Source organism: Pseudomonas sp. P9_35 (assembly GCF_034008205.1).
In the GTDB taxonomy this organism is placed as follows: Bacteria; Pseudomonadota; Gammaproteobacteria; order Pseudomonadales; family Pseudomonadaceae; genus Aquipseudomonas; species Aquipseudomonas kilonensis.
In genome coordinates this window covers 1,216,043-1,239,179 of the sequence record NZ_CP125373.1, presented here as the reverse complement: position 1 = coordinate 1,239,179, position 23,137 = coordinate 1,216,043, and the positions used below count along the sequence as shown (strand labels likewise).

Annotated in this window: 15 protein-coding genes and 1 tRNA gene; 6 read left to right on the top strand and 10 right to left on the bottom strand. The window is 62.5% G+C overall.

What is annotated here, in order from left to right:
- The first annotated feature begins 483 nt into the window (after positions 1–483).
- Together QMK47_RS05250 and QMK47_RS05245 are read left to right on the top strand one after the other, a co-directional pair.
- A complete protein-coding gene (locus QMK47_RS05250) occupies positions 484–1,647 on the top strand; it encodes a type III PLP-dependent enzyme (RefSeq protein WP_018611340.1) in 1,164 nt (387 codons plus the stop codon).
- 891 nt (positions 1,648–2,538) lie between these two features.
- On the top strand, positions 2,539–5,064 hold the full coding sequence (locus tag QMK47_RS05245) for a sulfite reductase flavoprotein subunit alpha (RefSeq protein ID WP_320390510.1): 2,526 nt from the start codon (positions 2,539–2,541) through the stop codon (positions 5,062–5,064).
- A gap of 153 nt (positions 5,065–5,217) precedes the next feature.
- On the opposite strand, the gene QMK47_RS05240 is transcribed toward QMK47_RS05245, so the two are convergent.
- From QMK47_RS05240 to ptsP, 4 genes are all read right to left on the bottom strand, one after another.
- Positions 5,218–6,759, bottom strand: coding sequence for an alkaline phosphatase D family protein (locus tag QMK47_RS05240; protein WP_320389899.1), 1,542 nt, complete (start codon positions 6,757–6,759; stop codon positions 5,218–5,220).
- 195 nt (positions 6,760–6,954) lie between these two features.
- Positions 6,955–8,697 carry a PTS fructose-like transporter subunit IIB gene (locus QMK47_RS05235; protein ID WP_258690366.1) on the bottom strand — a complete coding sequence of 581 codons (1,743 nt, stop codon included), beginning with the start codon at positions 8,695–8,697 and terminating at the stop codon, positions 6,955–6,957.
- A gap of 14 nt (positions 8,698–8,711) precedes the next feature.
- Positions 8,712–9,653, bottom strand: a complete 942-nt coding sequence (pfkB, locus tag QMK47_RS05230) for a 1-phosphofructokinase (protein ID WP_253471580.1) — start codon at positions 9,651–9,653, stop codon at positions 8,712–8,714.
- Positions 9,653–12,517, bottom strand: a complete 2,865-nt coding sequence (ptsP, locus tag QMK47_RS05225; RefSeq protein WP_258690364.1) for a phosphoenolpyruvate--protein phosphotransferase — start codon at positions 12,515–12,517, stop codon at positions 9,653–9,655. Before ptsP ends, pfkB begins: the two co-directional genes overlap by 1 nt.
- Before the next feature lie 288 nt (positions 12,518–12,805).
- On the opposite strand from ptsP, the gene cra reads away from it, so the two are divergent.
- Both cra and QMK47_RS05215 read left to right on the top strand, forming a co-directional pair.
- Positions 12,806–13,801 (top strand): catabolite repressor/activator, encoded by a 996-nt coding sequence (gene cra / locus QMK47_RS05220; protein WP_253471576.1) that lies wholly within the window; start codon positions 12,806–12,808, stop codon positions 13,799–13,801.
- 20 nt (positions 13,802–13,821) lie between these two features.
- Positions 13,822–14,598, top strand: coding sequence for a TatD family hydrolase (locus QMK47_RS05215; RefSeq protein ID WP_320389898.1), 777 nt, complete (start codon positions 13,822–13,824; stop codon positions 14,596–14,598).
- 120 nt (positions 14,599–14,718) lie between these two features.
- Here QMK47_RS05215 and QMK47_RS28670 read toward each other — a convergent pair whose 3' ends face one another.
- The 4 genes from QMK47_RS28670 to QMK47_RS05195 form a co-directional block, all read right to left on the bottom strand.
- A complete protein-coding gene (locus QMK47_RS28670) occupies positions 14,719–15,423 on the bottom strand; it encodes a methyl-accepting chemotaxis protein (protein WP_408980856.1) in 705 nt (234 codons plus the stop codon).
- A gap of 1,625 nt (positions 15,424–17,048) precedes the next feature.
- Entirely contained in the window at positions 17,049–17,885 is an 837-nt protein-coding gene (gene ampE, locus QMK47_RS05205) for a regulatory signaling modulator protein AmpE (RefSeq protein ID WP_214512224.1), read from the bottom strand.
- Entirely contained in the window at positions 17,882–18,442 is a 561-nt protein-coding gene (gene ampD / locus QMK47_RS05200; RefSeq protein ID WP_253471567.1) for a 1,6-anhydro-N-acetylmuramyl-L-alanine amidase AmpD, read from the bottom strand. The genes ampE and ampD overlap by 4 nt, the downstream gene beginning before the upstream one ends.
- Before the next feature lie 64 nt (positions 18,443–18,506).
- Positions 18,507–20,720 (bottom strand): DUF1631 domain-containing protein, encoded by a 2,214-nt coding sequence (locus tag QMK47_RS05195; RefSeq protein ID WP_320389897.1) that lies wholly within the window; start codon positions 20,718–20,720, stop codon positions 18,507–18,509.
- 226 nt (positions 20,721–20,946) lie between these two features.
- On the opposite strand from QMK47_RS05195, the gene nadC reads away from it, so the two are divergent.
- Positions 20,947–21,795: a carboxylating nicotinate-nucleotide diphosphorylase gene (gene nadC, locus QMK47_RS05190; RefSeq protein ID WP_258690361.1), complete on the top strand. Its 849-nt coding sequence runs from the start codon at positions 20,947–20,949 to the stop codon at positions 21,793–21,795.
- A gap of 37 nt (positions 21,796–21,832) precedes the next feature.
- Here nadC and QMK47_RS05185 read toward each other — a convergent pair whose 3' ends face one another.
- The gene (locus tag QMK47_RS05185) at positions 21,833–22,138 is read right to left on the bottom strand and encodes a DUF6388 family protein (protein WP_018612842.1); all 306 of its coding nucleotides are present in this window, start codon (positions 22,136–22,138) and stop codon (positions 21,833–21,835) included.
- 304 nt (positions 22,139–22,442) lie between these two features.
- On the opposite strand from QMK47_RS05185, the gene QMK47_RS05180 reads away from it, so the two are divergent.
- On the top strand, positions 22,443–22,991 hold the full coding sequence (locus tag QMK47_RS05180) for a hypothetical protein (RefSeq protein WP_253471559.1): 549 nt from the start codon (positions 22,443–22,445) through the stop codon (positions 22,989–22,991).
- A 9-nt stretch (positions 22,992–23,000) separates the two neighbouring features.
- Here the strand turns inward: QMK47_RS05180 and QMK47_RS05175 are convergent.
- Positions 23,001–23,076, bottom strand: a tRNA-Thr gene (locus QMK47_RS05175).
- Positions 23,077–23,137: the final 61 nt, after the last annotated feature.

Below are 23,137 nucleotides of genomic sequence, written 5' to 3'. Positions count from 1 at the left end.
GGCCACGACTGCTTTTGTGGCGAGGGAGCTTGCTCCCGCTGGGTCGCGCAGCGGCCCCAAAAAAGCGATGAGCGCTTCGCACTCAAGCGGGAGCAAGCTCCCTCGCCACAAAGGCAAAAGCCATATTGAGCAAGGTCGAATACCAATCCAAGGGAACATCAATCTGTCACGCAGGTCGGTTACATCATGAGCTGTCGCGGGCCGCACGACGGATGTGTGCAAAAACGCGACATTTTTAGTTGATCTCAGGCCCCTCACGCCCTAAAGTTCGCGCCGAACGTCCATGCTGGAAACGATCCATCCGGCTCAAGTACTGACGACGAGACAGCAAGGCCAAGGGAATCACGCATCCCGTGGCCTTTTTGCTTTCGGCGACATGCCTTGGGAAGTAGGCGAACCAAAGTGGGGATACGGAGGACGTTCACGAGGGCTGCTTGCCCTCACACCCATTGATCCTGATGTTTGCCAGTAGGAGTCCCAAGTATGTCGATCCAGGTCGAAGATTATTTCGCGCGCGAAACCTTCCAGAAAATGAAAGCGTTCGCCGACAAGCAGGAAACCCCGTTCGTGGTGATCGACACCGCGATGATCTCCAAGGCCTATGACGACCTGCGCGCCGGTTTCGAATTCGCCAAGGTCTACTACGCCGTCAAGGCCAACCCGGCGGTGGAAATCATCGACCTGCTCAAGGATAAAGGCTCGAACTTCGACATCGCCTCGATCTATGAGCTGGATAAGGTCATGAGCCGTGGCGTCGGCCCGGACCAGATCAGCTACGGCAACACCATCAAGAAATCCCGCGACATTCGCTACTTCTACGAGAAGGGCGTGCGCCTGTATGCCACCGACTCCGAAGCCGACCTGCGCAACATCGCCAAGGCCGCGCCGGGCTCGAAAGTCTATGTACGGATCCTCACCGAAGGCTCGACCACCGCTGACTGGCCGTTGTCGCGCAAGTTCGGCTGCCAGACCGACATGGCCATGGACCTGCTGATCCTGGCCCGCGACCTGGGCCTGGTGCCGTACGGCATTTCGTTCCACGTCGGCTCGCAACAGCGCGACATCAGCGTCTGGGACGCGGCCATCGCCAAGGTCAAGGTGATCTTCGAGCGTCTGAAGGAAGAAGACGGCATCGTCCTGAAGCTGATCAACATGGGTGGCGGCTTCCCGGCCAACTACATCACCCGTACCAACAGCCTGGAAACCTACGCTGAGGAAATCATCCGCTTCCTCAAGGAAGACTTCGGCGACGACCTGCCGGAAATCATCCTGGAGCCGGGCCGTTCGTTGATCGCCAACGCCGGTATCCTGGTCAGCGAAGTGGTGCTGGTGGCGCGCAAGTCCCGTACCGCCGTCGAGCGTTGGGTGTACACGGATGTGGGCAAGTTCTCCGGCCTGATCGAAACCATGGACGAAGCCATCAAGTTTCCGATCTGGACCGAGAAGAAAGGCGAGATGGAAGAAGTGGTCATCGCCGGGCCTACCTGTGACAGCGCTGACATCATGTATGAAAACTACAAGTACGGGTTGCCGTTGAATCTGGCCATTGGGGATCGCCTGTATTGGCTGTCGACCGGGGCCTATACCACTAGCTATAGCGCGGTGGAATTCAATGGCTTTCCGCCGCTGAAATCGTTTTACGTGTGATGTGTTTGGGGCTTGAACCCTATAGTTCTCGCCCTGTCGCGTAAGGTTGTTCAGTTAAAAAACGGTGCTTCTTTCAGAAATGGGAAGCGCCGTTTTTTTTGGATGGGTTGGTGTGTATATCCGTTGCTGCGGTAACGGCCGCAGGCGGTTCCGCTCTTACAGCGGCTCACTTTTGAGAAGCCCGGAAGCCGGCCCAGTCAAAAGTAAGCAAAACGCTGTATGCCCCACCACTCGGCACCTCGCCTAGGCTCGGTGTGCCTGAACGAAGGCATTGCTCCGTTCAGCCAGCGTGGTTAACGGGGCGCCGAGATCAACGTCCACCACGAGGCGGCCTAGTAGCCGACCTGGTTCTTCTGGTCGTACACCCATCAGATATGTTTGAGCTGGGCCTGTGGGAGCAAAGCTTGCTCGCGATAGCGGTGGCTCAGTCAATGAAGATGTTGGATGTACCGGCCTCTTCGCGAGCAAGCTCGCTCCCACAGGGGGGGCTCTGGATGCACACAAATATTGTGTCTACTGAAGATCCAATGTGGGAGCGAGCTTGCTCGCGATAGCGGTGTCCCAGTCGATGAAGATGTTGGATGTACCGGCCTCTTCGCGAGCAAGCTCGCTCCCACTGGGGGGCTCTGGATGCACACAAATATTGTGTCTACTGAAGATCCGATGTGGGAGCGAGCTTGCTCGCGATAGCGGTGTCCCAGTCAATGAAGATGTTGGATGTGCCGCCCCCTTCGCGAGCAAGCTCGCTCCCACAGGATTTCGTCGCCGGGGGCGGGCAAAAGGTCCGCTCATGCAAATGATCGAGGCTTTTGGGTGTGTTTATGAATGCTTCTCGATAACACACGGCATAATGCACGCCGTGATGAACAGTAAATGAACAAGGCGAGCGACGTGTTGAAGAAAACCCTGTTCCAGTTGCACTGGTTTTTCGGCATCAGTGCCGGGCTGGTCCTGGCGTTGATGGGCGTTACCGGGGCGGTGGTGTCATTCCAGGATGAAATCCTGCGGGCCTTGAACCCGCAGGTGCTGACGGTCGAGAAGCAGCCGGCCGGCGTCCTGCCGCCTGCCGAACTGGTGGAACAGATCGAGGCCACCTCCGGCAAGACCGTCGCCATGCTCTGGGTCGAGACCGACAGCGGCAATGCCGCGCGGGTGATCTTTGCGGCGCCGCCTGGGGAAAAACGTGGCGCCATGCGCTATTTCAACCCTTACAACGCGCAGTTCATGGGCGATGTGACGGGCCAGGACTTCTTCGGCTTTATGCTCAGGTTGCACCGCGTCCTGACCCTGGATGATGTCGGTCGGCAAATCACCGGTGCCTGCACGCTGATCCTGGTGTTTTTCTGCCTATCCGGGCTGTACCTGCGCTGGCCGCGCCAATGGAAAAGCTGGCGCGCCTGGCTGACCCTCGACTGGGGGAAAAAAGGTCGGAGCTTCAATTGGGACCTGCACTCGGTGGCGGGCACCTGGTGCCTGGCGTTCTATCTGCTGGCGGCCCTGACGGGGCTGACCTGGTCCTACGAGTGGTACAACAAAGGCGTGACCCGCCTGCTCTCCGATTCGCCGAAAGAGGAACGAGTGCGCAATCGCGGCCCGGCGCCGAACGGCCCACTGCCCGCGGCCGATTACCGGGCCATGTGGAGCAGCATCTACAGCGCCGCCGGCCCGGGGCTGTCGGCCTATAACGTGCGCATGCCGCCCGTGGCCGGGCAACCGGCGACCGTGTTCTACCTGCTGAACAACTCGCCGCACGACCGGGCGCTGAACCAGCTCACCCTCGACCCGGCCACCGGCGTCATCAGCCGGCACAGCCGCTACAGCGACAAGAGCTTCAAGGCGCAGTTGCTGACCAGTGTCTATGCGCTGCACGTCGGCAGTTACTTCGGCCTGGTCGGACGGATCCTGATGACCGTCGCCGCGCTGACCATGCCGCTGTTCTTCATCACCGGCTGGTTGCTGTACCTGGATCGCCGCCGCAAGAAGCGCCACGTCAGAAACGCCCGCCAGGCCCTCATCGCCAACCCGGGCAATGCGCCGGCCTGGCTGATCGGCTTCGCCAGCCAAAGCGGTTTCGCCGAGCGACTGGCCTGGCAGACCGCCGGCCAACTCCAGGCCGCCGGCTTGCCCGTGAAGGTCCAGCCACTGGCCGGTGTGCGTGAGCAGGACCTGAATGACGCCACCCATGCGCTGTTTGTCGTCAGCACCTTTGGCGACGGCGAAGGGCCGGACAGTGCCCGCGGTTTCGAACGCAAGGTGCTGGGCCAGGCCCTGAGCCTGGAGCGCCTGCAGTATTCGGTGCTGGGCCTGGGCGACCGGCAATATGAACACTTCTGCGGCTTCGCCCGGCGCCTGCACGCCTGGCTGGCGGAACACGGCGGCAAGACCCTGTTCGCGCCGGTGGAAGTGGACAGCGGCGACCCTTACGCCCTGCGTCACTGGCAACAACAATTGGCGGAGCTGACCGGCCAAGCCCCGTTGGACACTTGGCAGGCGCCAAGCTTCGAAAACTGGAGCCTCAGCCAACGCACCCTGCTCAACCCCGACAGCAGCGGCTCAGGGGTATACCTGCTGGGCTTCACCGCCCCCGGCCCGAGCAGTTGGCTGGCCGGTGACCTGGTGGAAATCCTGCCGCGCAATGACCTGTTGGCCATCGAGCATTTCCTCGACGGGCTCGGCCTCTCCGGGCATGCGCGCGTGCAGGTCGATGGCCTGTCCCAGAGCCTCGACCAGGCCCTGGCGAACCGCCAACTCCCGGAAAACCGCGCCCATCTGGTCGGCCTGCATGCCCAGGCACTGGTGGATGCCCTGGCACCGCTGGCGATACGCGAGTACTCCATCGCCTCGATCCCGGCCGACGGCGTGCTGGAACTGATCGTGCGCCAGGAACGTCACGCCGACGGCAGCCTGGGCATCGGTTCCGGCTGGCTGACCGAACACGCACCACTGGGCAGCGCCGTCAGCCTGCGGCTGCGTCGCAACAGCAGCTTCCACCTGCCGGCCCAGGGTGTGCCGATGATCCTGCTGGGCAACGGCACTGGCCTGGCCGGCCTGCGCAGCCTGCTCAAGGCGCGCGTCACCGAGGGCATGCAGCGCAACTGGCTGCTGTTTGGCGAGCGCAACCGCGAACACGATTTCCACTGCCGCGATGAGCTGCAGGAATGGGTGACCTCAGGCGACCTGGAACGCCTGGACCTGGCCTTCTCCCGGGATCAGGAGCAGAAAGTCTACGTCCAGGACCGCCTGCTGGAATCGGCCGCGCTGCTCAAGCAATGGCTGGCCGACGGCGCGGTGATCTACGTCTGCGGCAGCTTGCAGGGCATGGCATCCGGGGTGGATCACGTGCTCAACAACGTGCTGGGACGCGAGGAAGTGGAGCGGCTGATCGAGCAGGGGCGGTATCGGCGGGATGTCTACTGACAGACACCCATTTTAAGTACCCCTTGTGGGAGCAAAGCTTGCTCGCGATAGCGGACTTTCAGTCAGCCATTTATTGACAGATGTACCGTTATCGCGAGCAAGCTTTGCTCCCACAGAGGCTTTTCCCACAGAGGTTCCTGGCGCGACTGACAGTCAAACCGGCTGCAACTTCTTCTCGAACACCGCCACGCCTTCCAGGTCCCGCAACACCACGCTCATCTCCCCGCTTGGCCCGTCGATGTTCACCTCGCCAAAGAACTGATACCCGGCAAACGGCGAGGTGTTCTGGGCCGGCGGGGCTTTCTGGAACACCACTTCGGGGCCGAAGGTCTTGTCCAGGGCATTGGGCCCGAAGCTGCCGGCGTTCAATGGCCCGGCGACGAACTCCCAGAACGGTTCGAAATCCTGGAACGCGGCGTGTTCGGGGTGGTAATGATGGGCGGCGCAATAGTGGACGTCGGCGGTGAGCCAGACGTAGTTGCGCACCTGATGCTTGCGCAGGTACCCAAGCAGTTCGGCGATCTCCACTTCACGCCCCTGGGCCGCGCCCGGGTCACCGTTGGCGACCGCTTCCCAGCGCGGCACGCCGGGGCTGACTTCGCCATCCGGCACACCCAGGCCAATGGGCATGTCGGCGGCGATGACTTTCCATTGGGCACGGGACTGCTTCAATTCGCGCTTGAGCCAATTCAACTGCTCACGTCCCAGGAATGGTTTGGCCGCGCCGAGGTTGGCGTCGTTGGCTTCGCGGTAGCTGCGCATATCCAGCACGAACACATCCAGCAGCGGCCCGTAACCGAGCTTGCGGTAGATCCGCCCGCCGCCGTCGGCCTTTTGCAGGCGCATCGGCGCGTATTCCAGCCAGGCCTGTCGCGCACGCCCCACGAGGCTGTGGATATCCTTGGTCTGGTAGCGCTCGTCCAGTTGCTTGCCCGGTGACCAGTTGTTGACCACCTCATGGTCGTCCCACTGCCAGATCTGCGGCACTTCGGCGTTGAAGCGACGGACGTTTTCATCCATCAGGTTGTAGCGATAGTTGCCGCGATACTCATCCAGGGTCTCGGCAACCTTGCTCTTGGCTTCGGTGGTGAGGTTGCGCCAGACCCGTCCACCCTCGGCGGTGATTTGCGCCGGCACCGGGCCGTCGGCGTAGATGGTGTCGCCGCTGTGGATAAAAAAGTCCGGCAGGCGCAGGCGCATGGCTTCGTAGATGCGCATGCCGCCGATATCCGGGTTAATGCCGAAGCCCTGGCCGACGGTGTCGCCGCTCCAGACAAACCGGATGTTGCGCTTGAACTGCGGCACGCTGCGCAGGTGGCCGAGCCAGGGCTCGCTGGCGACACCGCTCTGGGCGTCTTCGAAATGCACCCGGTAGAAAATTGCTTGGTCGGGCGGCAGCCCGGTGAGTTCGACCCGGGCAGTGAAATCACTGCGGGCGTCGGCCATGGGCGAGACGAAGCGGCGCGGATTGCTGAATTGGCTGCGGGTGTCCCACTCCACCACCATCCGCGCCGGACGGTCGCTGCGGCTCCAGATCATCGCCCGGTCGCCCTGCAAGTCGCCCGATTGCACACCGTCGGTGAGCACCGGCCGATCCTTGACCGAAGCCATCACCGCCGGCGCCAGCCCCGGCAACAACAACCCCGCCCCCACGGCTTGCATCACACGGCGGCGGCCCAGGTCGAATTCGCTCATGGTGTTCTCCCTTGAAATGGGAAAACTTAAGCATGGCTCTGTGAAGTGGGTGTGACAGAAATTTTATGTCCCCCCCCAAAAAACCACTGTGGGAGCGAGCTTGCTCGCGATGGCAGGGTGTCAGGCAACCTATTTGTCGACTGATACACCGCTATCGCGAGCAAGCTCGCTCCCACAGGGGGAGAACAGGGTTGGTCAGGCTTTTGCCGGCTCCAACGCCATCTCTACCACTTCCGGCCGCTTGAGCAGCGCATACGCCACCCCCGTCAGCAGGCTCCCCGCCACGATCGCCAGCAGGTACAACAGCGCATGGTTGATGGCGTTGGGGATCAGCATCACGAACAGGCCGCCGTGGGGGGCCATGAGCTTGCAGCCGAAGTACATCGACAGCGCACCGGTCAGCGCGCCGCCGGCAATGCTGGCCGGGATCACCCGCAGCGGGTCCTTGGCCGCGAACGGAATCGCCCCTTCGGAAATGAAGCACAGCCCCAGCACCAGCGCGGCTTTACCGGCCTCGCGCTCGGTCTGGGCGAATTTGCGCCGGGCGATGAAGGTGGCGATGCCCAGGCCAATCGGCGGCACCATGCCAGCGGCCATGGTCGCGGCCATCGGTGCATAACTCTGGGAAGCCAGCAGCCCCACCGAAAACGCGTAGGCGGCCTTGTTGATCGGCCCACCGAGGTCGACGCACATCATCGCCCCCAGCAGCACGCCCAACAGGATCGCATTGGTGGTGCCCATGCTGTCGAGGAAATGAGTCAAGCCTTCGAGCATGCCCGCCACCGGTTTGCCGACGATGTAGATCATCACCAGGCCGGTGACCAGGCTCGCCAGCAGCGGGATGATCAGGATCGGCTTGAGCGCTTCCAGGCTCTGGGGCAGGCGCGCGTAGCGGTTGATCGCCTTGGCCACGTAACCGGCCAGGAAACCGGCGATGATCCCGCCAATGAAGCCGGCGCCCAGTGTGCTCGCCAGCATCCCGCCGATCATCCCCGGCGCCAGGCCCGGACGGTCGGCGATGGAATAGGCGATGTAGCCGGCCAGCAGCGGCACCATCAATTTGAACGCGGTGTCGCCGCCGATCTGCATCAGCGCGGCCGCCAGCGTGCCGGGTTCCTTGAAGGCGGTGATGCCGAATACAAACGACAAGGCGATCAACAGACCGCCGGCCACCACCATCGGCAGCATGAACGACACGCCCGTCAGCAGGTGCTTGTAGACACCAGTCTTCTCCGACTTGGCCGGGGCGCTGGCACCGCTCGACGCGCTTTCCTGACGACCTTCGACCAGCGCTTTGTTCAGCGTCGCTTCCGCCTGTTTCAAGGCGATGCCCGTGCTGCAGCGGTAGATCTTCTTGCCGGCAAAACGCTCGGTGGCGACTTCGATGTCAGTCGCCAGCAGCACCACGTCCGCCTCGGCGATGGCCTCGGCGCTCAACGGATTGCGCGCCCCCACCGAACCCTGGGTTTCCACTTGCAGGTCGTAGCCGAGCTTCTTCGCCGCCTGCTGCAATGCTTCGGCGGCCATGAAGGTATGGGCAACACCCGTTGGGCATGCGGTGATGGCAACCAGGCGCGGCGCACGCTCGGTCGACACCGTGGGGGCCTCCTCCACGACATCCGAGGCGAGCAGAACCTCGGCCTCTTCGGCGCCGCGGCGCAGCACCGAATCGACGTCTTGCAGGGCCAGGGCCGGGGTGCTGCGGAACAGGCGTTTGCCAACGAACCGCGACATGTCCACCGGGCCGCTGGCAACCAGCAAGACCCACTCGGCCGCTTCGAGGGTCGCCGCCGACAACTGGCGTTCCGGGTGGGCCGCGTCGTGGACTTCAACACTGGTGCTCCAACCCTGGCGCTGCGCCGCGGCGTCCAGCAGGCGGGCGCACAACACACTGGTGACCATGCCGTTGGGGCAGGCCGTCACAATGGCTAGTTTCATTCTTGCTAACCCTCTTATTGTTCTGTCAGGGGGCGCACGCGCACGCCCTGTTCAAGCGACGCCAGCAACGCGGTGTCGTGGATGCCAAAACCGATCTGCGTGACCGCCATGGCGGCGATGGCCGTGGCGGTGCGCAACGTCTGTTCCGGGGTGTCGGCGCTGAGCAGGCCGTGCAGCATGCCCGCCAGCAGCGAATCCCCGGCGCCCACAGTGCTGGCGACGCTGACCTTGGGTGGCGAGGCATGCAGCGCCGCACCGACACTGAACCAGTTCACGCCATCGGCGCCGTGGGAAATCACCACATGTTCGACGCCCTGGGCATGCAGGCGCTGCGCCGCTTGCGCCTGGGCCGCTTCGCTCACCACCTCGCAACCCAGCGCGTCGGCCAGCTCCTCGGTGTTCGGCTTGATCAGCCACGGGCCCGCCGCCAGGGCGACGCGCAAGGCTTCGCCACTGGTGTCGAGGGCTACGTTCAGGCCGAGTGTTTTCAAGCGCGTGATCAAGGCCTGCAACCACTGCGGGCTGACGCCCCGAGGCAAGCTGCCCGCCACCACAACCACGTCGTGACCAGGGGCGATTTGCTCAAGGCGCGCCAGCAAGGCGTGCTGTGCGGCGTCATCAACCACCGGGCCCGGGCCGTTGAGGTCAGTGATGCGGCCGTCCTGCTCAGCCAGTTTGATATTGCTGCGAGTTTCACCGGGAACGCGGATAAAAGCATCGACAAAACCACGCTGGGCAAACAGCGTCTCGAATACCTGGGCATTGTCTTCGCCCAGAAAACCACTGACCGTCAGCGTATGGCCGAGATCGGCCAACACCTGGGCCACGTTCACGCCCTTGCCGGCGGCGTGGGCGTGCATGCCGTCGCTGCGGTTGACCTGGCCCGGCTCCAGGCGCGCCAACTCCACCGTGAGGTCGAGCGCCGGGTTGAGGGTCAGGGTAAGAATCTTCGCCATTACAGCGCCTCCACTAATGCGCGCACGTCATCGGCGCTGCCCACGGCCAAGGCCTCTTGGGCCAGGGTTTGTACTTGTGCCAGGCTCAATTCGCGGACCCGCGCCTTGACCTCGGCAATGCTGCGGGCCGAGACACTCAGTTCGTCCACGCCCAGGCCCACCAGCACCGGCACCGCCAGTGGGTCGGCCGCCAGTTCGCCACACACACCGACCCATTTGCCATGGGCATGGGCGGCGCGCACGGTGATGTCGATCAGTTGCAGTACCGCCGGGTGCAAGCCATCGGCCTGGGCCGAAAGGGTCGGGTGACCACGGTCGATCGCCAGGGTGTATTGCGTCAGGTCGTTGGTGCCGACGCTGAAGAAGTCGACTTCCTTGGCGAGCACCGGCGCCAGCAACGCGGCGGACGGCACTTCGATCATGATCCCCAGTTGCAGGTCCGCCACGGGGATTTCCTGGCGCAGGCGCTCGGTCATGTCCCGGGCCTGGCGCCACTCATCGACACTGCCCACCATCGGGAACATGATCCGCAGCGGACGGTTGTCCGCCGAGCGCAACAGGGCACGCAGTTGCGCTTCCATGACCTGCGGACGCTGCAAGGTCAGGCGAATGCCACGCACGCCGAGGAACGGGTTTTCTTCTTTCGCGATCGGCCAGTACGGCAGCGGCTTGTCGCCGCCGACATCGAGGGTGCGCACCACCAGCGGTCGACCGGCCAGGCCGTCGAGCACCTTGCGGTATTCGGCTTCCTGGGTCGCTTCGTCCGGCGCCTGGGTGTGGGCCATGAAAATCAGTTCGGTGCGCAACAGGCCAATGCCTTCGGCACCCTGCTCCACCGCGCTGGCGACGCCGGCGCTTTCGCCAATGTTGGCAAACACTTCCACGGCATGACCGTCACGGGTCACCGCCGGTTCGTGGCGCTGCTCGGCGGCGACCTTGAGGCGCTGCTCGCGGGTATCGCGCTCTTCAGCAGCCCGTTGCAAAGTGACGGCGTCAGGGTCCACGTGCAGGCGACCGCGCTGGCCATCCAGCAACAAGGACGTGCCCGGCGCCAGCAGCAACACCGCCTCACCGGCGCCCACCAGCGCCGGAATGCCCAGGGCCCGGGCGACAATGGCGCTGTGGGCGGTGGCGCCGCCACGGGCGGTGAGAATCCCCGCCACCCGCGTCGGGTCCAGGCGGGCCACGTCGGACGGACCAACTTCGTCCATCACCAGGATGTAGGGTTGATCGGGTTCGTTCGGGGTTTCGACGCCGCACAGTTGCGCCAGCACACGACGGCCGACATCTCGCAGATCGGCGGCACGTTCGGCCAGCAAGGCGTCCTGCAAGGCTTCCTGTTCTTTCGCGGCAGCTTCAACCACCCCCATCCACGCCGCTTGCGCACTCTCGCCCAGCTTCAGGCGAGTGTCGACTTCGTCGCTCAGTTCCGGGTCGTCGAGCATTTCCTGGTGGGTGATGAAGATCTCGCGGATGGCCTTGGCCTTGGCGCGTTCAATCAGGCCTTGGATATCGCGGCGAACCTGGCTCAAGGCGTTTTGCAGGCGCTCGCGCTCGATGGCCGCCGACTCACCGCGCAACGGGTAGTCGATGGCCTGCAATACCTGGATGTGGGCCGGGCCGATGGCGATGCCCGGGGCGGCAGCGACGGCCTGGATCAGGCTGCCAGATTCGGGCGCCAACACGACAGTCGCCACTTCGGCCATCACGGTTTCCCGCGGCGCACTCGGTGGCGGCAGCGGTTCGACTTCTTCGCCAAGGCCTTCTTCGATGGCCGCCAACAGTGCCGGCAACGCATCGGCGGCAATGCTCGGTTCGGCGATGAACTCCAGGACCTGGCCGCGACGGGCGCCCAGGCTCAACAGCTTGCTCAGGCTCTTGGCCGACACGGCGCTGTCCTGGCCGTCGACGATGCGCACGCGGATCTCGCCTTCGAAACTCTTCGCCAACTGAGCGAGGATTTTCGCCGGGCGTGCATGCAGGCCATGGGCATTGGCCAGGCCGATGCGCGCGCTGGGCCAATCGGCGGGTAATTCGCCGCCGAGCACTTCCAGCACCTTGCGGCTGCTGGTGGCGCGACCCAGTTCGTGGCCGCGGCCTTCGATCAGCAAGGCGCAGAGCCTTTCCAGCAAGGCCTGGTGAGCTTCGCCGAGGCTGGCGAGGCAGAACAGCCCGCTCAACGGTTGGCCCAGGTAACGGATGGGCTTGTCCGGCGTGACGAATGCCAGGCCCGGACGCTTGACGGTCTGTTCGCTGTGCAGCCACCACAAGCCATCGCCCAGGGGCAGCGCATCGACTTGCTGCAACACCCCGGCAAAGCCATTGCTCACGCAATCGGCTTGACGCAACAGGCGAGCGCCGCGCCATACCAGCTCTTCAAAATCGTCAGCCGACACACCGAGGCCGATCATCTGGGCATCCAGCGCCAGTTCCTGCGGCGCGCCTTGCAGCAGCTTCAGCAACGCTTCGGCGGAACCGGCACGGCGCAAGGCCTGGCCCAGGTCAGTCTCGCCGAGGGCGCGGGTCAGCAGTTGCAGCAGGCGCAGGTGTTCGTCGGACTTGGCCGCGATGCCGATCGCCAGGTAGACGATCTGGCCATCGCCCCAATCCACACCCTCGGGAAATTGCAGCAGGCGCACACCGGTCGAATGAACCAGGTCGCGGGTCTGCGGGGTGCCGTGGGGGATGGCAATACCTTGGCCAAGAAAGGTCGAGCCCTGGGCTTCGCGAGCCTGCAAGCCGGCGAGGTAACCCTCAGCCACCAAGCCATCGGCCACCAGTTTGTCGGCGAGCAGTTGCAGTGCAGCGTCTTTATCCACAGCCGTCTGAGCCATGGATATCTGCTCTAGAGTGAGCTCGAGCATGCTTTCTCCTTTTTGGCGTCCGGTTGGCGCCAGGTATTGTTTTGAATGAATCAGCTTAGCGTTGCAGGATGATTTTTGGCGTGATCACGGCAGAAGGGCCAAAAATGCTGCTAGCCTTGAAAATACGCTTGCTGAAACGTTTAATCTAGAAAGATTGGCACGTTACTCGATAATCTCTCATCCTTGAAGTGCAACTTGTCGTAAGCGCTTGGACGGTGACCGTCGGCTTGAATCGGGTAGGATGGCCCTTATCGTCGGGGCTAACTCGAAAAAACAAGGAAAACCGGGTTGAAACTCAGTGATATTGCCCAACTGGCCGGTGTGTCCGTGACCACCGCCAGCTATGTCATCAACGGCAAGGCCGAACAGCAACGCATCAGCAGCGCCACCGTCGAACGGGTGCGAGCGGTGGTCCAGGAACACGGCTTCACGCCCAATCCCCAGGCCGCCGGGCTGCGCAGTCGCCACACCCGTACCCTGGGCTTCATCCTGCCTGACCTGGAAAACCCCAGTTACGCACGCATCGCCAAGCTGCTGGAGCAAGGGGCACGGGCGCGGGGCTATCAGCTGCTGATCGCCAGTTCCGACGACGCACCTGACAGCGAACGGCAACTGTTGCAGTTGTTCCGCGCCCGGCGCTGCGATGCACTGATCGTCGCCAGTTGCCTGCCGGCCGGCGACGACAGCTACCTGCAGTTGCAGGCCAAGGGCATTCCGATCATCGCCATCGACCGGGTGATGGAGCCGGCGCATTTCTGCTCGGTGATCAGCGACGACCGCCAGGCCAGCCTGCAACTGACGCGCAGCCTGTTGGAGACCCACCCTCGGCAAATCGCGCTGATCAGCGCCCGTCCCGAGTTGAGCATCAGCCAGGAACGGACCGCCGGCTTTCGCGAGGCCTTGGCCGGGTTCGAGGGCCAGGTATTGATCGAGCATGGCGAGTCGTTCAGCCGTGAATGCGGCCGCCAGTTGATGGAGGAAATGCTCGCGCGCCTGGGGCATCTGCCCGATGCGCTGATCACCACGTCCTACGTGCTGCTGCAAGGAGTGTTCGACGCCCTGCACGATTTCCCGCTCAAATCGCGGCCGTTGCGCCTGGGCACGTTTGGTGACACGCAGTTGCTGGACTTCCTGCCGCTGCCGGTCAATGCCATGTCCCAGCAGCACCAACTGATCGCCGACAAAGCCCTGGAACTGGCCCTGGCGGCCATCGAAAACGATGACTACCAACCAGGCGTGCAGGCCATCGCGCGGACGTTCAAGCAGCGTATTCACCAGGGCTGAAGCTTTTTCAGGATTGATGCATGGAGTTGATCGATACCCACACCCACCTGGATTTTCCGGATTTTGACGCGGACCGCCCGGCACTGCTGGCCGAAAGCCGCGCCGCGGGCGTGCGGCAAATGGTGGTACTGGGCGTTTACCGGGACAACTGGCAGCGGGTCTGGGACCTGGTGCAAAGCGACCCGGACCTGCATGCCGCACTGGGCCTGCACCCGGTGTATCTCGATCAGCACCGACCCGACGACGTGGCGCTACTGCGCGAGTGGCTGAGCCGCCTGGCCGGACACCGGCAATTATGTGCCGTGGGGGAAATCGGCCTGGATTACTACATCCCCACCCTGGACCGCGAACGCCAGCAGGCGCTGTTTGAAGCACAGTTGCAACTGGCGGTGGAGTTCGAACTGCCAGCGCTGATCCATGTGCGCCGCAGCCATGCCGACGTGATCGCGACGCTCAAGCCCATGGGCTCCAAACGCGCAGGGATCATTCACGCCTTCGCCGGCAGTTTCGAAGAGGCCCGCGAGTACATCAAGCTCGGCTTCAAACTCGGCCTGGGCGGTGCCGCGACTTGGCCCCAGGCCTTGCGCATGCACCGGGTGCTGGCGCAATTGCCGCTGGACGCGGTGGTGCTGGAAACCGACTCCCCGGACATGGCCCCGGCGATGTTCCCCGGCCAACGTAACAGCCCGGCGCATTTGCCGGCGATTTGTGAGGCGCTGGCCGGGATCATGGGTATCAGCCCAGAACGCTTGGCCGAGGCCAGTACCCGCAACACCCGCGAACTGTTCAACTGGTGATCTCTTGTGGGAGCGAGCTTGCTCGCGATAGCGTTCCATCAGTCGACAAATAGGTTGCCTGACAAACCGCTATCGCGAGCAAGCTCGCTCCCACATTGGGTCGGTGGTGGACCTTAAAAATCACACCCGAAACGCATTGATCAACTGCTTGAGCTGCACCACCTGGGCGGACAGTTCGCGGCTGGCGTCTTCGGTCTGGTGGGCGCCTTCGGCGGTGCGTTCGCCGGCGCGGTTGATCTCGACGATGTTCTGGTCGATGTCATGGGCCACCGCCGTCTGCTGCTCTACCGCGGCGGCGATCTGCTGGTTCTGGTCGACGATCATGCCGACGGCACCGAGGATATTTTCCAGGGCCTGCTGGACCTTTTCCGATTGGCTGACCGTGCCGCTGGCCATCTCATGGCTGGTGCCCATCGCCTTGACCGCCGCGCCGACACCACCGTGCAGGCGGGTGATCATCGCTTCGATTTCTTCGGTCGATTGTTGGGTTCGCTTGGCCAGGGTCCGCACCTCATCGGCCACCACCGCAAAGCCGCGCCCCTGCTCACCGGCCCGGGCCGCCTCGATGGCGGCGTTGAGGGCCAGCAGGTTGGTCTGCTCGGCGATGCTCTTGATCACATCCAGCACGCGACTGATGGCCTGGCTGTCGCTCGCCAGTTGATTGATCACCTGCACCGACTGATCGATCTCACTGGCCAAGCGGGCGATGCTGCCCTGCTGGGATTCCACCAGCCCGCGCCCGCTGAGGGTCTCGTCGTTCACGCTGTGGGCACTGCTCACCGCCGCAGCGGCACTGCGAGCCACTTCCTGGGCCGTGGCCGACATCTGGTTCATCGCCGTGGCCACCAGTTCGATCTGGCTGCGCTGGCCGGCGACGGCCTGGTTGCTCTGGGCCGATACCGTTTCCACCTGCCCGGCCTGGCGTTCGACTTCGGCAACGGTGCGGCCGACCTGTTCGATCAGGTCATGGATCTTCGCCACCGTACCGTTGAACACTTCACCCAATTCGCCCAGCTCATCCTTGCTGCGGGCAACAAAATTGACCGTCATGTCGCCCGCCGCCACCTTGTCCATCATCTGCCCCAGGTGTTGGAGCGTGGTGCGGGTCGAGGCGTAGAAACCGGCGTACAGGTAAAAAATCAACAGGAACACCAGCACCAGCGCCACGGCTTGCAGCACCATGTGGCTACGGTTCTGCTCCAGACGCTGCTGCAACTGCACACCAAGAAAGCCCTGGGTCGCCTCGTTCAGCCGGTAGGTCTGCTCCATCAGGCCACTGACTTGCTCATAAAATACCGGCCATGGCGCATCGAGCGTGTCGGCCATCACCACCTGCTCTTCAATCAGTTCACTGGCCTTCTTGAGGGTGCCCTTGCTGCCATTGGCCTGATCGGCAAGGGCCTGCCCGGCGGCCTTGCTGGAACCCAAGGCATCCTGCAGTTTCAAGTCATATTCACCCTGGAGCTTTTCGATCTGCGCCAGCAACTCGTCGAAGCGAGTGCTCGACGCCGAATTGAGAAACCCCAGCCCCAACGAGGACGCGCCCAGCGCCCGGCCCTCACCAAGAATCTGGGAGACCTTGGGGGTCGTGCCGATGATCAATTCGCTGAGCTGACGGATGTCGCTCTGGTTGTCGCGACTCAGCCCCGCCTGGCTGGCGATGATCTGGCTGAACATCTGGGCGCTGTTGAGCAACTTGCCGATCAGCGCACTTTTGCTCTGCAGGGAGCTTTCGGCCTGCTGGGTCTTGAAAGCACCGATCATCTCGTCGCGCTTGGCCTCGAAGGCACTGACCTGCTCGGGCTCGATGACTACGGGGGTCATGCCTTGCAGCCGCGCGAGGACCTGTTGTTCCAGGCTGCCGATCTTCGCCTCGACATCACCGGCCTTGCCGGACTGGCCCAGGCTGGCGTTGATCTGCACCAGGTTATTGAGGGTTTCCAGGTCCCGACGCAGGAACAGGCTGCTGCCCAGCAGGTCGAGGCTTTGCAGCTCCACTTGCGTGCCCTGGAATTCCCGATAGGAATCGCGCACCAGAAAGAAGTTGGTCACCAGCATTGGCAGCAGGAACAGCACGCTGATCAGGCTGAACTTCATGCCGAAGCTCAGGCGGTTCATCAGCGCGACGGCGGGCCAGAGCAAACTCTTCACAAGGAAGTCTCCCGGTAGTGTTCTTATTGTTATGAGCTCGCGCACGGAGACAGCAGAAAGCCACTATTCGGGCGCTGCACTTGTATAGCCTAAATTGGCGGGGAGATTTGTAACTTAAGGTTAACGGTGTAGGAGCTGTGTAGGAGCTGTCGAGTGCAACGAGGCTGCGATCTTTCCCCAGACACTTGAGTCCCAAGCGAAAGATCAAAAGATCGCAGGCTTCGCCAGCTCCTACAGAGCCGAGCGGGAGCAAGCTCCCTCGCCACAAAAGCGCCTGGCCACAACCTTGCTTACGTTGATCAGGCCAACACCGTCCACAACGCAAAACCGGCATACCAGAGTACCGCCGCACGCAGCAGCAATTCCCAGAGACGGTCCAGGCTGTTGATGCCGTCCGGTCCGGCGACGGGCCGGGGGATCTCGCCTGCCACCAGGCCGACCTTGTCGATAAGGTCGGCGGCGCTGATGTTCCAGTTCAGCAGCTCATGCAGCATGACCCGGCTGACCGCGACGAAATTGCCCACCAGGGCGAAGCTCGCCGCCAGCAACCGCACCGGCACCCAATCGAAGGCATGGCGCATTTGCGCGGCCCGCTCGGCCACGCCGGGGTTCTGGCTGTGCTCGGCGGCCAACGCCAGCAGCCGATAACTCAGGGCGGCGACCGGGCCCAACACGAAGTACCAGAAAATCACCGCAAAGAAGCTCTGGTAGGCCTGCCACAACAAATGCCCCTGGACCCGCTCCAGCAACTGCTCACCGTCATTGGCTTCAATGTCCAGGTCGCGCTTGGCGACATGGGCCGCCGCTTGCAGGTCTTCCCGACGCCACGCGTCGCGAAACGGCCCGAGGCCGGCCAGCAGATCACCGCGCCCCAGGCTGTAGATCACCACCAGCAAATGCACCGGCAGCGCCAACAGACCGTAGGCCACCGGTTCCAGCACCCACAGCAGCAAAGCCAGCAGCGCCACGGGCAGTAAAACCAGCACCGTCAGCACCAGCCAGGGCCGGTTCACCCAACGTGGGCTCGCCTCGAGCTTGTTCAGCTCGTGCAGCCAACCGCCGTCGCGCTGGACCCGCTGGCGCAAGGCCGAGAACTTCTCGATCCAGACGGCCAGCAGCAACACCAGAAAACTCATTGTCCTTCCCCTTCTGTCAGGGCCGCGCGATAGCGCACCCAGTCGAATGCCGGCCCCGGATCGGTCTTGCGCCCCGGTGCGATGTCGCTGTGCCCGCAGATACGCTGCACAGTGATCGCCCTGAACGCCGCTTGCAACTGCCGGGTCAGGTCCACCAGTGCGACATATTGCGCGTCGGTGAACGGCAGATCATCCGTGCCCTCAAGCTCGATGCCCAGGGAAAAATCATTACAGGTCTCACGCCCCTCGAAGCACGAGACACCCGCATGCCAGGCGCGATCCAGACAAGAGACAAACTGGGTCACGGTACCGTCACGCTCGATCAGAAAATGCGCGGAGACGCGCAGGTCGGCGATACCGGCAAAGTAGGGATGTTCCGTGACATCCAGACGATTCTGGAAGAATTCCTGCACCTTGCCCGTGGCGAATTGTGCCGGTGGCAGGCTGATGTTGTGGATCACCAGCAGGGAGATTTCGCCTTCGGGGCGCGCATTGAAGTTGGGCGATGGGCAATGACGCACCCCCTCGCACCAACCGCTCGCGGAGTCCAACTGCATACAGGTTCCTTCGATGACGACGGTGAATGCCGCCAGTATGCCGTGATCGGACCGGGCTGCGCGATCACTTGCCGCGATTGAGCTGGCGCAGATTGCCCAGCACCGACTCCAGCGCGCGGTCGAACAACAGGGTGTCGTCCAACAGCCGCGCCGCGCCACGGCGAAACTCCAGGGCCAGGCTGGTGCGGCTGTGCTCCAGTACCTTGAGGCCGGTGCGATTGACGAAGACGTATTTGCCGGTGGCCTCGATGATCGCCGCCAGCTTGCAACGCAGGGTGTTGTCATCGTCTTCCTGGAACTCGACCCAGCTTCCCAGGTGCAACTGGCCGACCTGCAGCAGGCCCACGTCATCGGCCGGCAAATGCACCGCCACACTCTCCCCCGCCGATTTTTGCGGGGCACGCAGGACGATTTTTTCCAGCACCTCGACCATGGCCGGCGAATCGAACGACTGGGCTTGCTCCGTTGCCTGGTCCATGCCCTCGAGCGCCTGCACATGCAGGGCTTCCAGCTCACTGAAAAACTCGCTGGTGGCGAACGGGTCGAACGCCGAGCGACTCAAGCCTTCACGCAGGGCCTTGAGCAGTTCGGGCACTATCGCCAGCAAACGCAGGCCGGCATCGGGTTCATCATGAGGCTGGACGCTCCAGATCAATTGCTCCAGGGTCAAGACGTCGGCCTGCCACTCGGCGGAATACTTGCCATGCTTGAAGCACGTCAGCAGCAACACCTGGCTCCAGGCGTGTTGCACGAACTCCACCACAGCTAGTGGCAGGACTTTGCCCAACATCACCTGGTTCAGCGCCCCTTCGACGCGCTGGCGCGCCAGTTCGGCCTTGGCCCGGCCCTCTTCGGCATCGCGGATGCGCTGTTCGAGCAACTCACTGCGGCGCCGCTCGTCACCGGTGAAGGCCAGGAAGTCGGCCAGCAGTTCGGAGAAAATCGCCGGGTCATCGACAAAGTCATTCAATAAGCGCTGCACCACCTGCTCGATCCGCAGGTAGAGGCTGTCGCGCTGATGGTCGTCGCAATCACCCCAACCCATGGCCGCAGCCGCTATTTCGTTAAGCAGTCGCCGGGCCGGATGATTGCCACGGCTGAAGAAACTCTTGTCCTGCACCGCGACCTTGAGCATCGGGATTTGCAGGCGGCCGATCAGGGCCTTGAAGGAGTCTGGCAGGTTGTGATCGTCGAGGATGAATTCGAACATCATCGAGATCAGGTTGATCACGTCTTCATCGGCGCCTTCGACCACCCGGGACTTGCCACTGCGCACGCTGACCCGGGTCAACAGTTGTTCGAGCTGACTACGCAAATCGAACTCGTCGTGAACGGCAGGTGCCGGCACGTATTGCTGCAAATGAGAGAGCAGCCGCAGCAGGTCACGGGTAGAAATCGGCTGGAGCGGCACGCTGGGCTCCAGGGTCGGCGCCACAGTGCCACGCACCTGCATCAACAGTTTCTGCAAGGCGGCGAACACTTCCTGCACACTGTCATCAACCTCGGCATCGCTGGCCTTGGCAGCCATCTCGGCGTCGGGCCTGGGGTTATCCTCGGTGCGATCCGACGCCCGGCGCGCCAGCGTAACCTTGAGCTCTGGCAGGATGCCTGTGGCGGCCAGCAACTGGTTGGCCTCGGTATAGAGTTGGTCGCAATCGCTGAGCACATAACGCTCGAACAGCTTGAGCAGGATCAGCTTGACCTTGATTCCCACGCCCAGGTTGCGCCCGGCCTGCAGGAACTTCTCGCACAGCAATGCCGGGCTCAGGGGATTGTGCTGATTGGCCAGCGGTCGGCCCAGCAGCACACTGAGCCGGGCCGTCAGTTGTTCCAGCGACACGCCATCGCGCCTGAGCACCCGAGTGACCATTGCCTCGACCGCCAGATGCCGTTCCAGGTCGTCCTGGGAGCGCTGGATCTGGCTGTCTGGCGCCAGGTTCGGCGCCAGGCTGGCGTGGGTCAGGTCGTATTGGGCGAGGCTGAAGAAGGTCTCGAAAAACTGCTCGATGAATTCACGTTCGATGCTTTTACGCTTCAGGCGCAGGTCCCGCATGGCCTCGAAGTACAGGTTCTGCTCGACGTCGTCGCGCGCCCGGTCGGCCATTTCAAACAAGGTGTCGTCAGCGTTATCGAACAGCCCCTGCAAGCCCAGGCGCAACTGCTGGGCAGCCTTGTCGCGAACCTGAAGCAGAATCACAGGCAGGCGGGCGAGCGGCGAGGGGCTCGCCTGATCGGTAGCGACCTTGTGCAAAGGCACTACATTCCCGTCGTTGTGCATCCTGGCCTCCTGAAACGGCTTTCTGCGGCTCGCGACGTCAAAGCTATGACGTCAATCGAAAGGCGGATTATCGGGTAAAACAGCCCTGTCGTACCAGCACACTCTGTGATCCATCTCGAAATACGGCGCAATAAGTGACCTGGGAAATGAGGAAATGTTGCGAGGACGCGACCAAATACAGGTTTCGACACCCTATAATCAGGCCACTTTGTTTGTGGAGCCCGTTATGCCGAATCTACGTCTCGCCGATCTGACCGCCGAAATCGAAGCCAACGTGCGCCGTGCGTTGCTTGAAGACATCGGCAGCGGCGACATCACCGCGCAACTGATCCCCGCCGAACGCCTGGCCAAGGCCACCATCATTACCCGCGACGCGGCGATCATCAGTGGCACGGCCTGGGTCGATGCCGTGTTCCGGCAACTGGACCCGCGTGTCGCGGTGCATTGGCAAGTGCGCGACGGCGACCGGGTCAAACCCGATCAGGTACTGTTCCACCTGGAAGGCCCGGCCCGTTCGCTGCTGACCGGCGAACGCAGTGCGCTGAACTTCCTGCAAATGCTTTCCGGCGTTGCCACGCGGGCCCGTTACCTGGCCGACTTTGTCGCCGGCACCCAGGTCAAGCTGCTGGACACCCGCAAGACCCTGCCCGGGTTGCGCCTGGCCCAGAAGTACGCGGTCACCTGCGGTGGCTGCCATAACCACCGCATCGGCCTGTACGATGCCTTCCTGATCAAGGAAAACCACATCGCCGCCTGCGGCGGGATCGCCCAGGCCATCGCCGCCGCCCACAAGATCGCACCGGGCAAACCGGTGGAAGTCGAAGTGGAAAGCCTGGCGGAATTGAAAGAAGCGCTGGCGGCCGACGCCGACATCATCATGCTCGACGAACTGAGCCTGGACGACATGCGTGAAGCCGTACGCCTCAATGGCGGCAAGGCGAAACTGGAAGCCAGCGGCGGGATCAACGAAAGCACGTTGCGTCCGATTGCCGAGACTGGGGTGGACTACATCTCGATCGGCGCGATGACCAAGGATGTGAAGGCAGTGGATCTGTCGATGCGCTTGAGCCTCTGACAATAAAAAACGCCAGCCTTGAAGGCTGGCGTTTTTTTCAGACCACCAGATTGTTCATCTCGCAGTACTCATCCCATTCCACACCCAGCACCTCGGCCGCTTCCTTGTGCAACGCAAGGCGCTGCGCCTCGAATTCTTCAGGTGGGCTGGTGTACTTGAGCGTCAACTCCCAAGGCTGCAGGCCCTGGGCTTCGGCCTCGTCCTCGAACGCCCATTGGATCTGGTCTTTTTGATCATCGGCAGACAAGTCCTTGATCTCTTCCAGCAACTGGGGCGCATCCAACACGTACTTCTTCAGCGCTTCTTCGTGCCTGGCTTCCTGGGTCAATTCTTTAACAGTCATGGCGTTCTCGTTGATCTGGGGAATGGAAGATGGATCTGGATCATCAAGGATCTCTCTGACGCAAAAAACCGTGTGAAGCCCGGTTTATCTGGCCTTCAGAACCATTCGGGGATCATCTGAAAACTGCTGGGCGATGCACATGCAGGCAATGAATATAGGACGTTTTGCCGACGATTTACACGGTTCTTTACATCTATCCCACAAAAAAACATGCGCCTGAGAAACCAGGGGGGCTTGGGAACATCTGTCAAAATAACCAGTCATAGCCATGTGCCATGCCGGCACTTCACAAGGAACCCCAGTGATGCGCAGCTTTTCGAAACGTTCGTTGACCCGGCTTGCTACCGCGACCTTGCTGCTCGGCAGCCTGACCTTGACCGGCGTTGCCCAGGCAGCGGTTGAAGTCTCCTCCGATGGGCCGTCTTCCGACGACGCCATACCTGCCCTTCGTTATGACCGATTTGATAAGTACGTACTCTCCAAGACCAACGTCAGCGTCAGCGCCTTGGAAAACCTGCCAAAAACCGTAAAGAACAACGCCGAGGAACTGGAAAACCAGAAACGCGTCCTCAGCGAGCAGGCCCGCCAGATCGAAGAACTCAAGCGCAACAGTGGCTCCAGTTCCACCTCCAGCAGCAAGGAGATTGACGAGCTCAAGCGCACCATCAAGGAACAGGAACGCGACCTGAACGATCTGGGCAAGCAAGTGGAAGAACTCAAGCGCAATAGCGGCTCCAGTTCGAGTTCGAGCAACAGCGAGATTTCGTCCCTGAAACGGGAGCTCAGCGATCAGGATCGCGAGATGGATCAGCTCAAACGCACGGTCGAAGAGCTGAGCAGGAAAGTGAAATAACGAGGGGGATGGTGCCCGAGACAGGAATCGAACCTGCGACCTTCGCGTTACGAGTGCGCTGCTCTACCGACTGAGCTACACGGGCGGTGGCTAAACCTAGCATCGTCCCCTGTGGCCAGGCAACCTGCGACACAGGGATTTTCATC